We start from the raw sequence: 11,439 nt of genomic DNA on the forward strand, positions 1-11,439 counted from the left end.
CTACTTGATGCCGAGCTTGCGGACCTCGTCGAAGATGCCAGGCTCGAGCCTGTTCGCCATCTTGAGATCGGCGCTGCCGTCGGTGGGCTTGCCCTTGCGGCTCTTGACCACGCCGCGGCCGACCAACGCCATGGCGTTGTTCTCTTGCAGCTTCAGCGCGGTGTCGAAATCGGCCCCGGCACTGTCGAGGTCGTCGTTGAGCACGTAGATCCAACCGCGATCGATATAGCCCTGGGTGCTTTTCGGGTCGATCTTGATGACCTCGGAATAGTCGGCAATCGACAAGTCATACTCTTTCCGCTTGCGGTAGAGCGCGCCCCGGCTCGAATAGCCGTTGGTCGCCTTCGGATCGAGCTCGACCTTCTTGTTCATGTCGACAAGCGCTTTATCGAAATCGTTCTTGTGGCTGTAGACGGTGCCGCGCAGCAGATAGTAGTCGGCGTCCGCGTCGTTGATGCCGATAGCGGTATCGAGATCGGCGATCGCCTTGTCGTAATCCTTCTTGGCGTCGTAACCGGCCGCGCGCATGAAGTAGCTATTGGCGCGCTTGGGGTTGAGCTCGACGGCGGCGGTCATCTCGTCCAGAGCCTCATCGAGGCTGCCGGTCGCCGACAGCCCCATGGCGCGGATGGTGTGGGCCCGGATCAGGAGCTTCGTATCGTCGGAGCCCTTGGCGATAAAGTCGGCGCAGGCGTCGAGCACCTCCTTGACCGAGCCGTGGGCGTCGAAGCACGGATCTTTCTCCGCCTCGGCGGCGGACGCCGGGACGGCCGCGACGAGAAGCGCGGCGGCTGCGGCGGAAATGAGCATGGAAGCGCGAAAGCGCATGGAAAACCTCCTTGGGAACGCTTGGACTTTTTCTTTGGGGCTAGGTGTAGAAGGGCCCGGCGGGTCGCGTCAATTGAACATCCGTCCATGTTTACCAAGCAATTTGGCAATTAATTGCGCTCGACCAGATATCGGATCTCGTAGCCGTCTTCCTTCGTTCCCCGGCGCAGCGCGCCGTCCGGCCGGTCGGCGACATGATCGACCGGCTGCCAAGCCCCGAATTCTGCCGATGCGGAAGGATTGCTTGCAAGCTTCAGGAGAAACAGCCGGTCCGGCTCGCCCTTGACGCGCAGCACGACGATGCGGTGGCTCGTGCGGAAATAGAGCTCCACCACGCCGGAGAGCACCGGACGCGTGCCGTCGCTGCCGGTCCGCAAATAGGCGGCGGGCATGGAGTTCTTGTCGGTATCGAGATCGACCCCCACTCCCTCGAGCTTGGCCGGGAGAACGGCATCGGGTGGAAACCGGATCTCGAAGGCGAGCCGCGGGGCCGGTCCGTTCGTGACGAGGACATCGCCCGAGAGGCTGTAGATCCAGAGCCCCAGGCCGGTGGCGGCGGCAAGGCCGATGACCACCGCGGCCGTGCGGCCGGCGAGGCCCGCGAGCCCCCGGTAGCCGCCCTGATAGCGCAGCACGATCAAGACGCCGAGGACGAGGCCGGCGAGGGCGCCAAAGGGCCCCACGCCCCAAAAGGCGAACATAGCGCGGCCGCCTTCCATGTCCGAGACGCCCGCGAGCCCGGCGAGGTAGCTTGCCGCGAACCCTGTCAGGAACCAGCCGAGCACGGCGCCGATGGCACCGGCCAGGAAGGCGAGCGGATAGGTGAGCATCGGTCTGGATGACATGCGGTTTCGTGCCCCGGCTTACAGATGGCGTCCCACAGCGTATAAGGGCTCCGCGCCGGGTTGTCGCTCGGTCGCTTGTTCGCGGCACATGAAGGGGACCCAATGTCGATCGAAGCTATTCTGATGCCGATGTTCGTCCAGGTCGCGCTGACCTTCGTGCTCTTGTTCTGGACCATCATTCTCCGGCTCCGGGCGGTGCGGCGGGGCGAAGTGAAGCCGGAGCAGATCGCGCTGCGCGAGCCGAACTGGCCGCCGCGCGTGCTCCAGATCAGCAATGCCTTCCACAATTCCGTGGAGATGCCGGTGTTGTTCTACGTGGTGGTGCTGCTGGCGCTGATCACGCGGACCCTCGACGTCACGCTCTATGTGCTGATGTGGATGTTCGTCGTGTCGCGCATCGTGCACGCCACTATCCATGTGACCTCGAACCGGCTCAGCCACCGCACGCCGGTCTTCCTGATCGGCGCCATCGCGCTGGCGCTGATGTGGGTGATCGTCATCGCCCGCGTCATCCTGTTCCAGGCGGCCTGATGACCCCAGCGGCGCGGGCGAGCGCGGCCATCGAGGTGCTCGCCGATATTGCGCAACGCAAGCGGCCCGCGTCCGAGGCTCTGAAGGATTGGGGGCTCGGCCACAGATTTGCCGGTTCGGGCGACCGCGCGGCGATCGGCAATCTGGTGTTCGATTGTTTGCGCAAGCGCGCGTCCTGCGCCGCCGCCATGGGGGAGGAGACCCCGCGCGCGCTCGTGCTGCGCACGCTCGTCACAGGCTGGGGCATGACGCCCGATGCGGTAGTGGCCTTGTGCGACGGCAGCCGCTTCGCGCCGCCGCCGCTGTCCGAGACCGAGCTCGCGGGCGTGAAGCGTCATCTCCCCGACGATGCGCCGGCTCATGTGCGGGGCGACTTTCCGGACTGGCTCGATGCGGCTTTTGTGGAAACGTTCGGGGAGCGCGCAGCGGCTGAAGGCGCGGCGCTCGCGGCGCGCGCGCGGTCGATCTCCGGGTCAACACGCTGAAGGCCACGCGGGAGAAGGTGCTGAAGGCGCTTCACCGCCTAGATGCCATGCCGACCCCTCATTCGCCGCTTGGGGTGCGGATCGCGCAAGGGGCGGGGCCGGGGCGTAGCCCCAATGTTGAGGCGGACGCCGCGCACGGCAAAGGCTGGTTCGAGGTGCAGGACGAGGGCTCGCAGCTTGCCGCGCTGCTCAGCGGCGCGGGTCCGCGCCAGCAGGTCATCGATCTGTGCGCGCGCGCGGGCGGCTACAGACGCTGGCGCTCGCAGGGCTAATGCAAAACACCGGACAGCTTTATGCCTACGACTCCGACCGGGTTCGCTTGCGGCCGATCTTCGAGCGGCTGAAGCGGGCGGGTGCGCGCAACATCCAGGTGCTCGGCGCCGGCGAGCCCGATGCGCTGACCGCGCTCGACGGCAAGATGGATCTGGTGGTCATCGATGCGCCGTGCACGGGGTCCGGCGTGTGGCGGCGGCGGCCCGACGCCAAATGGCGGTTGTCGCCGGAGATGCTGGAGGCGCGCTGCGCCGAGCAGCGGGCCGTGCTCGATCTCGGCGCGCCGCTGGTCAAGCCGGGCGGGCGTCTCGTCTATGTGACCTGCTCGGTGCTGCCGCCGGAAAATCGCGGCCAGGTCGACGCCTTTCTCGCGCGTCATGCCGACTTCAAGCTCGTGCCGTGGCGCGCGGCCTGGGAGGCCGCCCTGCCATCGGCGCGCCGCCCTCGGCCGACGGGCGGAGGAGACGCTGCTGATGACGCCGCTCAGCCACGGGACCGACGGGTTCTTCGTGGCCGTCTTCGAGCGTACAGGCTAGCGCTTCCCTCAAGCGGAAGCGCGAGTCATTGCAGCGCCTTCGCGGCGCGGCTTTGCATGGCGTCGCACAGGGATCGGGGCGCCGTGCTCAGCTTGAAGACCTTGTCGTCCACGTCGCCTTCGAGGTCGACGGCGTCGCCTTCGCTGCAGCCTTGCGTCATGCGGATGCGCTCGAGCCGCACGAGGACCGCGCCATCGCCGCCCGCGACCGGCTCGACCTCGATGCCGCCGCCGTCACATTCCACGCCGCAGCCGATCGCCTCCTCCGAAGGCGCTGTCGCCGCTCGGCGTAAAGGGTCTCGCGCCGGTCTCTGACCTTCGCCGCCAACGTGAAGTCGTAGCGGAAGTGCTGCTTCCTGATGCCGCCGTCTTCGGTGGCGACGAGGATCGCGTCGTCATCGCTCAAGACGACATAGCGGATGAGGAGCACGAGCGCGGTGACCTGCTGCTGCTTATGCTTGTTCAAGTGATCCGCGTCGTAGGTTCGGGAGAGGCAGAGCGCCGCGTCCGGTCCCGGCGGCAGCAGCGCCTTGAGCTTGGCGTAGTCCGGGCCGCTATAGGCGATGAGCGTTCCGCTTGCGGCGGCCATGCCGAAGGCCAAGGTCAAACCCGCCACCCAGCCTCGCATCGCCGTCAGTATCCTGTCGCCGCCAGTGGTTTTCAGCATAAGCCGTCCGGGTGTCAGGCGCCATGGCGCTTCCGGGGGCAAGGCGATTTCACGATTCCTTTGAATCTGTTCGCGGATTTTGTTGCCGCCGGGGCGGAGCGGTTTTTGGTCCCGCTCGGCGCCCGAACGGCCCGCCGCAATTGCAGCGGCAAAGCGTACGCCCCTCGCCGCAGTTCGGACTTGACGTTGTCAAAATCCGCTCGTAAGCGTCGAGTTGGCCGGTTTCCGGCGGTCTTCATCTAGGAATAACGTCAATGAAAAGTCTGGTTGCGATGCTTCTTGCATTGGGCCTAGCGGCTCCGTTTGCCTCGTCTGTCGCGTTCGCTCAGGACGCGCCCACGGATCAAGCGAGCTGCGAGGACGCTGGCATGGTTTGGGACGATGCTTCCGGGACCTGCGCGCCCGCGGACTAGCCGCTGAGACACGCTGCGACGACAGAAAGCCCCGGCCCAAAGGCCGGGGTTTTTTGATTCACGGGCGGGTCGCCGCGATGAGGGAGAGGCCGGTCCGGGTGGCGGAGAGATCGGCGGGGGAGAGGCCCGCATCGCCGATCAGCGCTCTGATCTCGGACTCGGTGCGGGCCTTGCCGCCGGTGATCGCCATCATGTGGAGGTCGAGCATGACCGCGGCGGGGTCGTCGGTGGCGTGCTCCGGCAAGAGCCGCTCGATGACGACGAGCCTGGCGCCGGACTTCATGGCTTTGCGGCAGTTCTCCAGGATGGCGCGGGCTGGCGCATCGTCATGCTGCTGGAGCACGGACTCAACAGATAGAGGTCCGCCTCGACGGGCATGGCCTGCAGCATGTCGCCGGCCATGAGCCCGACGCGGCCGGCCAGCCCATCGGACTGAAGATAGACCCGGGCGCCTGAGAGCTTGTGGGGCACGTCCATCAGCACGCCATTCGCGTGCGGATGCGCCAGGAGCACGGCGGCGAGGAGTGCGCCATGACCGCCGCCGATCTCGGCCACGGTCTTCACCCCGGCAAGGTCGAGCGCGTCCACGATGGGCTGGCTTTGCGCGAAGGTCTCGCCTTCCACATAAGCCTCGAACACGGCGCCGGCTTCCGGATGGGACCGCCGCCAGGCGCCGACAGACTCGCCGAACACCTGCTCGAAGGCGGGGGTGCCCGTCTTCACGCAAGCGGCGAGGTTCGCCCAGGGACGCCAATATTGCTCGACCACGATCAGCAGCTTCTCGCGCAAGGTTGAGTGGGCGTCCGGCGCCAGCGCGCGGCCGGTCTCGGTCAGCGCGAAACGCCCGCCGGGCTGCTCGGCGCAGAGGCCGATGGTCACCAGCCCGCGCAAGGTGCGCAGGAGATGAGGGGCCGAGAGGTCCAGCGCCTTGGCCAGATCCTCCGCCGTCCAGGCGCTTTCCCCCATGGTCTCCGGCAGGCCGAGCTTCACGCAGGCATAGGCAAGTGCCGCGTCATGATAGGCCTCGATCTGGCCCCGCAGGCGCGCCTCGGCGTCGTGCTCGGACTGGCTCATAAGGCGGAAATCGCATGGGGCCGTTTCCGGCACAAGCGGCATTGCCGACTCGGGTTCCCTGCTATAACCACCGGCCATGACGGATGTGAGCGAGATTTCAGTCGAAGAGCCCCAAGACCCGGCCCCCGACGGCTCCCAGGACCGGGTGCTGATCGTCGATTTCGGCAGCCAGGTGACCCAGCTCATCGCGCGCCGGGTGCGCGAGGCGGGGGTCTACTCGGAGATCGTGCCCTTCGACAAGGCCGAAGCCGCCCTCGGTCCCGTTCTGCCACGCGCCATCATCCTGTCCGGCGGTCCCGCTTCGGTGCATGAGACCGGCACGCCGCGCGGCGCCGGCAAAGCCCTGTTCACCGCGGGCGTGCCGGTGCTCGGCATCTGCTATGGCGAGCAGGCCATGGTCGCGGCGCTGGGCGGTCAGGTGGAAGCGGGACGCGAGCGCGAGTTCGGCCGCGCCGAGCTCAGAATCATCGACGAGACGCCGCTCTTTGCCGGCGTGTTCGCCGAGGGGGAGCGGGCGCAAGTGTGGATGAGCCACGGCGACCGGGTGACCAAGCTGCCGCCGGGCTTCCGCGCCGTCGGCATCTCGACCGGCGCGCCGTTTGCGGCCATCGCCGACGACAGTCGCAAGCTGTTCGGCGTCCAGTTCCATCCCGAAGTGGTGCACACGCCGAAGGGCGCGGCGCTCATCGCCAACTTCGTACGCGAGATCGCCGGCTGCGACGGCGATTGGAGCATGGCGCAGTTCCGCGAGGCGGAGGTGGCGCGCATCCGCGATCAGGTGGGCGAGGGCCGGGTGGTGTGCGGGCTGTCGGGCGGCGTGGATTCGGCGGTCGCCGCGCTTCTCATCCACGAGGCGATCGGCGATCAGCTCACCTGCATCTTCGTCGATCACGGACTGCTCCGCCAAGACGAGGCTCGCCAAGTCGTCGATCTGTTCCGCGGCACCTACAACATTCCGCTGATCCATGTGGATGCGAGCGAGCGTTTCTTGCGCGCGCTGGACGGCATCTCCGATCCGGAAGCCAAGCGCAAGATCATCGGCCGGCTGTTCGTCGAAGTGTTCGAGGAGCAATCCGAGCAGCTCGAGGACGCCGAGTTCCTGGCCCAAGGCACGCTCTATCCGGACGTGATCGAGAGCGTGTCGGCGACGGGCGGTCCCTCCGTCACCATCAAGTCACATCATAATGTCGGCGGCCTGCCCGAGACCATGAAGCTGAAACTGGTCGAGCCGTTGCGCGCGTTGTTCAAGGACGAGGTGCGTAAGCTCGGCCGCGAGCTCGGTCTTCCCGAAGCCTTCGTCGGCCGGCATCCATTCCCGGGCCCGGGCTTGCCATTCGCATTCCCGGCGGAGATCACGCAAGAGAAGCTGGAGATTCTGCGCCAGGCCGACGCCATCTATCTCGACGAGATCCGCAAGGCCGGCCTCTACGACGCGATCTGGCAGGCCTTCGCCGTGCTGCTGCCCGTGCGCACCGTGGGCGTCATGGGCGATGCGCGCACTTACGACTTCGTCTGCGCGCTGCGCGCCGTCACCTCGACCGACGGCATGACGGCGGACTATTACGACTTCTCCCACGAGTTTCTGGGGCACGCCGCCCGGCGCATCATCAACGAGGTGCGCGGCATCAACCGCGTGGTCTACGACATCACCTCCAAGCCGCCCGGCACGATCGAGTGGGAGTGATCCCTCTTAGCGGCGCGCATCACGCGCCGGGCTGATCCGTGGGGTGACCGCTGCGCTTCAGGCGCACGATCGCCGCATCGAGCGCCTGGAGGAAGGCCGAGCGGTCAGCCTTCGAGAACGGCCGCGGGCCGCCCGTGATCTCGCCCGCCGAGCGCAAATCGGTCATCAGATCGCGTATGGCGAGGGTCATGCCGATGGAAGCGTCGGTGAAGGCTTTGCCGTTCGGTGCGATGGCCTCGGCCTTCGCAGTGAGGGCGCGATGGGCGAGGGGCACGTCGTTTGTCACCACGATCACGCCGGGGCGGGCCCGCTCCGCGATCCAATCGTCGGCAATGTCGAGGCCCTGATCGACGATCACGCGCTCGATGTTCGCGTCCTTCGGCAGCATCATATAGGCGTTGGAAACGACGATGGTCTTGACCGCGTATCTTGCGGCGACCCGAAAAACCTCGTCTTTTACGGGACAGGCATCGGCATCGACAAGGATCAGGATGGGTTCGAACATGGCTGGATGTTTAGCAGCCGGGCCCCCGCAACAGCAACGAGGTGCGCGGCATCAACCGCGTCGTCTACGACATCACCTCCAAGCCTCCCGGCACGATCGAGTGGGAGTAGGGGGGAACGCGCCTCTGACCCGAACCCGGCCTTATTTGGCAGGTTAGGATCGCCGATGGACTGGGACCTCGTACGATTTCTAGCCGAGGAAGCCGGCCTCTTCGCCGCTGGCTATGTTCTCGGCGCGCTCTCGTTCCACGCGATCGCCCTGCCGCTTCTCTATGCGCTGCCCCGCGCCGTCTTGTGGGCGGTGCAGGGGCGCTTGCGCTGGCGCGCGGTCCCCGGCTTTCTCGTTTCTCCCATCGTGTGGGGCGCGCTGTTCGCCTTGGCCGGCTATCTCCTGGCGCTCTACGCACCAGTCGCTTGGGAGCGTCTTTATCCGAGTCCGCCGTTTTACTTAGGCGTGTGGCTTGGGATCAGCGTGCGCGCGTTCCGCGCCTTCGGCTCCAAGGCGGGGCAGTTGAAATTGCGGGACCGCTTTCTCGACCGCGTCCGGTCGCATTTGAAGGCACGGGCGCCCACCGAGGACGAGCGCATGGGCGAGGACATCTTCGAGCGCATCTGGCATGTGTCGCGCGGGGGCACGCGCTCGGGCCCGTTCACTTACGAGGAGCTGCGGCGGCAAGCGAAGCGCGGCGAGCTCCGGGATGACGACCTACTGTGGCGGCCGGGCGTCACCGGCTATATGGAGGCTTCCGCGGTCTTGGGGCCGGTCGAGAAGCGATCCCCCGCGCGCTGAGGCAGGGCCGCCGCCGTTTAGGCCCGATTAAGCACTCCGCCCTAACGTCTCAGATTAGACAATAATTTTCCTGATGATCTGGACCGGTTGGGGCGCCTAGGGCGGGATGCTCGGGGCACCATCGAAAATCGGATCGATGAGGGGATTCGATCCTATGCGGATGTCATCTCTCCTTCTCAGTCTCCTTGCGCTGGCTGCGTTCTGCGCCTTGCCGGGCTCGCCTAGAGCCTTCGCCGAGGATCTGCCGTGGCTCGTCGCGCCCGTTCCGGCCGCGCCGGTGCCGCCGTCGCCTGCCGCGCCGTCCGCGCCGGGTATTCCGCCCTGGCTGCAAGCTCATGTGGGCGACGGCGACGGACAGATCTCGGGGCTGGTGCTCCGCCGAGCACGGGCGTTCTATCTGCAAAAGGTTCGCGAAGGCGCTGTCGACAATGCCTGCTATTTCGCCTTCGACGCCACGCGTCCGGCCGTCTCGGGGCGCCGGTTCTATGTCATCTGCGAAGCCAACAAGACGTTCCGCGCGGTGCCGTCCGGCCACGGCAGCGGCCGCAATCTGCCGGGTGTCGCCGATCTCTCGAACAGCGTGCGCTGCGCCAAGAATTTCAGCAATGCGGAGAATTCCAAGCTGACGACCGGCGGCGGCTATGTGACGGCGGAGACCAGGACATCCTTCAAGGGCTATTACCGCGCGGACGGAAGCTACCAGCCGCTGGTCCGCTCGTTCCTACAGTTCGAGGGCGAGGGCGATACCGCGAATGCCCGGGCGCGCGCCATCGGCGGCCATCCCGGCCTGATCGTGTCGTGGATCTGCCGGATGAAATATCCGAGCAGCCCCTACGCGGACGAGGACGGCTACGTGCCTTACGGCAAGCTGATCGACTACGGCGCCGGGCGCAGCAATGGCTGCACCAGCTGGCCCGCGTCGGACTCCGCGAAGATTCTGCCGCTGGCGGAGAACAGGCCGACCACGGTCTATATTTATCCCGAAGCGCGGGACATCGTGGCCGTGGGACGCGCGGTGAAGGCCGGCCAATCGCCGGCGCGTGCCGGGCTCTATTGGAACGCGTCCTGCCTGGCGGAGATCGGCGCGCCCAACTTCTGGCCGCGAGAGACGGTCGAGCCGGCGCTGGTTGCGTATAAGAAGGATCATCCGCCGGCGAAACCGGAGCCGTTGCCGATCTGCAAGCGGCCGTAAGGCTTCAGGAAGGCGGCCGAGCCGATGCCAGGACGCGCATCGCCATCGCGCGCCCCGCTCATTCTCATGATCGGGCCTGGGTTGTTGCTCGCCGCGACCGGCGTCGCGCCGGCGATCTCGCCACGAGCAGCTTCGTCGGTGGATTGCTCGGCACGGCCGTGCTGTGGGCCGTCGTCGTCGGCGCCTTCTTCAAGTTCGTGGTCACCGAGGGGCTCGCGCGCTGGCAGCTGGCGACGGGCGAGACGCTGATCGAGGGCGCCGTCGGCCGTCTCGGCCGTGGCGTCGTCTGGCTGTTCCTGCCCTATCTCCTGCTGTGGTCCTTCTTCGTCGGGTCGGCGTTGATGAGCGCGACGGGCGTCACGCTGCACGCCATGCTGCCGGTGTTCGAGGATGCGGCGCGCGGCAAGGTCGTGTTCGGCATCGCGGCAAGTCTCGCCGGCCTCGTGCTTGTCTGGTTCGGAGGCTACCGGCTGTTCGAGGCCGTGATGCGCGCCTGCATCGTCGTCATGCTCGTCACCGTCGTCCTCGCGGCGGGGCTTTTATGGCCCGGCACGCTGCCCGTCCTCGAGGGTCTGTTCGTCCCGCGCATTCCGGATGCGGGCGGGCAGGGGCTGTCCTGGACACTCGCTTTGATCGGCGGCGTCGGCGGCACGCTGACCGTGCTCTGCTACGGCTATTGGTTGCGCGAGGAAGGGCGGACGCAGCCGGACGATCTGCGCGTGTGCCGTATCGATCTCGCTACGGGATATCTCCTGACCGCTGTCTTCGGCCTCGCCATGGTCATCGTGGGCTCGAGCATCAGCATCGAAGGCTCGGGCGCCAAGCTGCTGGTCACGCTGTCGAGCCGGCTCGAGGAGGTCATGGGGCCGGTCGGCAAATGGCTCTTTCTCGTCGGCGCGCTCGGCGCGGTGTTCTCGAGCCTGCTCGGCGTCTGGCAGTCGGTTCCCTATCTTTTCGCCGACTGCTGGGGGTTGCTGAAAGGCGGCGTCTCCGACGCGTCAACGCGCGTCGATACGCAGGCCGCGCCCTACCGCGCCTATCTCCTCCTCATCGCCACCGTGCCGATGGCCGGACTGTTTTGGGGTTTTCGCGACATCCAATTGGCCTATGCGGTGACGGGCGCGCTCTTGTTCCCGGTCCTCGCGCTCGCGCTTCTCATCTTCAACGGGCGATCCCAATGGGTGGGGCCGGCGTTCAGGAACAAGCCGCTGACGATCGCCGTGCTCATGGTCGTCTTGCTGTTCTTCAGTTGGATCGCCTTGCGGCCTCTCGTCTAGATCTCTGCGCGGCGCATTCCTCCGCGAAATTGGGCGCCATCGTGAGCTTCCCCGGATCGATGGAGTGGAAACCGGCCTTTGGTCGTCACCGCGCGGCGGTCCGACAGCGCTTAGGACCAGAAGGCCTTGATCCCGTCCGCCTCCACCTTCGCGCGGACCCTCCTAGACGGGTCCCGAGCGCCGCTGCGCCAAAAGATATCCCCGCCCCGAAAACCTGCCTTACACTCACTCCACCTTGTCTTCTGAGGGGCGCTTTCGCGAGGCGTCTTGATCGCGGGACGGGGTCCGGCGCCCGAGGACGGCGCGGGACAGATGGGCTCATCGCGGACGGCAATTCCCGC

Annotated in this window: 12 protein-coding genes and 3 pseudogenes; 10 read left to right on the forward strand and 5 right to left on the reverse strand. The window is 66.7% G+C overall.

Translation table 11 applies throughout. The features are described from left to right. Together AUC69_RS05845 and AUC69_RS05850 are read right to left on the reverse strand one after the other, a co-directional pair. Nucleotides 1-828: a tetratricopeptide repeat protein gene (locus AUC69_RS05845; RefSeq protein ID WP_069441311.1), complete on the reverse strand. Its 828-nt coding sequence runs from the start codon at nucleotides 826-828 to the stop codon at nucleotides 1-3. 110 nt (nucleotides 829-938) lie between these two features. After that, nucleotides 939-1,673 (reverse strand): hypothetical protein, encoded by a 735-nt coding sequence (locus AUC69_RS05850; protein ID WP_141700617.1) that lies wholly within the window; start codon nucleotides 1,671-1,673, stop codon nucleotides 939-941. A gap of 102 nt (nucleotides 1,674-1,775) precedes the next feature. On the opposite strand from AUC69_RS05850, the gene AUC69_RS05855 reads away from it, so the two are divergent. From AUC69_RS05855 to AUC69_RS19285, 4 genes and pseudogenes are all read left to right on the forward strand, one after another. Further along, complete coding sequence (locus AUC69_RS05855) at nucleotides 1,776-2,204, forward strand: MAPEG family protein (RefSeq protein WP_069441313.1); 429 nt, start codon at nucleotides 1,776-1,778, stop codon at nucleotides 2,202-2,204. Beyond that, nucleotides 2,204-2,689 (forward strand): hypothetical protein, encoded by a 486-nt coding sequence (locus AUC69_RS19275; RefSeq protein ID WP_342018536.1) that lies wholly within the window; start codon nucleotides 2,204-2,206, stop codon nucleotides 2,687-2,689. The genes AUC69_RS05855 and AUC69_RS19275 overlap by 1 nt, the downstream gene beginning before the upstream one ends. Nucleotides 2,690-2,706: 17 nt before the next feature. Further along, nucleotides 2,707-2,961, forward strand: a complete 255-nt coding sequence (locus tag AUC69_RS19280; RefSeq protein WP_342018537.1) for a hypothetical protein — start codon at nucleotides 2,707-2,709, stop codon at nucleotides 2,959-2,961. Next, nucleotides 2,961-3,308 (forward strand): annotated as a pseudogene (locus AUC69_RS19285) (MFS transporter); the annotation flags it as partial. The gene AUC69_RS19280 and the pseudogene AUC69_RS19285, both read left to right, overlap by 1 nt. Nucleotides 3,309-3,523: 215 nt before the next feature. Here the strand turns inward: AUC69_RS19285 and AUC69_RS16940 are convergent. After that, complete coding sequence (locus AUC69_RS16940) at nucleotides 3,524-3,679, reverse strand: hypothetical protein (RefSeq protein ID WP_158008034.1); 156 nt, start codon at nucleotides 3,677-3,679, stop codon at nucleotides 3,524-3,526. 164 nt (nucleotides 3,680-3,843) lie between these two features. Between AUC69_RS16940 and AUC69_RS19290 the strand changes: the two genes are divergently transcribed. Continuing rightward, the gene (locus AUC69_RS19290) at nucleotides 3,844-4,407 is read left to right on the forward strand and encodes a hypothetical protein (RefSeq protein ID WP_342018538.1); all 564 of its coding nucleotides are present in this window, start codon (nucleotides 3,844-3,846) and stop codon (nucleotides 4,405-4,407) included. A 228-nt stretch (nucleotides 4,408-4,635) separates the two neighbouring features. Here AUC69_RS19290 and AUC69_RS05875 read toward each other — a convergent pair. After that, nucleotides 4,636-5,837 (reverse strand): annotated as a pseudogene (locus AUC69_RS05875) (methyltransferase). Between AUC69_RS05875 and guaA the strand changes: the two are divergent. After that, nucleotides 5,728-7,335, forward strand: coding sequence for a glutamine-hydrolyzing GMP synthase (guaA, locus tag AUC69_RS05880; RefSeq protein ID WP_069441317.1), 1,608 nt, complete (start codon nucleotides 5,728-5,730; stop codon nucleotides 7,333-7,335). The pseudogene AUC69_RS05875 and the gene guaA overlap by 110 nt on opposite strands. A gap of 19 nt (nucleotides 7,336-7,354) precedes the next feature. On the opposite strand, the gene AUC69_RS05885 is transcribed toward guaA, so the two are convergent. Continuing rightward, entirely contained in the window at nucleotides 7,355-7,840 is a 486-nt protein-coding gene (locus AUC69_RS05885) for a YaiI/YqxD family protein (RefSeq protein ID WP_069441318.1), read from the reverse strand. A gap of 35 nt (nucleotides 7,841-7,875) precedes the next feature. On the opposite strand from AUC69_RS05885, the pseudogene AUC69_RS16125 reads away from it, so the two are divergent. From AUC69_RS16125 to AUC69_RS05900, 4 genes and pseudogenes are all read left to right on the forward strand, one after another. Continuing rightward, nucleotides 7,876-7,950, forward strand: a pseudogene (locus AUC69_RS16125) (GMP synthase (glutamine-hydrolyzing)); the annotation flags it as partial. A 55-nt stretch (nucleotides 7,951-8,005) separates the two neighbouring features. Beyond that, the gene (locus AUC69_RS17380) at nucleotides 8,006-8,629 is read left to right on the forward strand and encodes a DUF4339 domain-containing protein (RefSeq protein ID WP_069441319.1); all 624 of its coding nucleotides are present in this window, start codon (nucleotides 8,006-8,008) and stop codon (nucleotides 8,627-8,629) included. A 160-nt stretch (nucleotides 8,630-8,789) separates the two neighbouring features. Next, nucleotides 8,790-9,821, forward strand: coding sequence for a hypothetical protein (locus tag AUC69_RS05895; RefSeq protein ID WP_425283508.1), 1,032 nt, complete (start codon nucleotides 8,790-8,792; stop codon nucleotides 9,819-9,821). A gap of 44 nt (nucleotides 9,822-9,865) precedes the next feature. Then, nucleotides 9,866-11,098: an Nramp family divalent metal transporter gene (locus tag AUC69_RS05900; RefSeq protein ID WP_280136621.1), complete on the forward strand. Its 1,233-nt coding sequence runs from the start codon at nucleotides 9,866-9,868 to the stop codon at nucleotides 11,096-11,098. Nucleotides 11,099-11,439 lie beyond the last annotated feature (341 nt).

Origin of the sequence: Methyloceanibacter superfactus, from assembly GCF_001723305.1 — a bacterium.
Lineage (GTDB): Bacteria > Pseudomonadota > Alphaproteobacteria > Rhizobiales > Methyloligellaceae > Methyloceanibacter > Methyloceanibacter superfactus.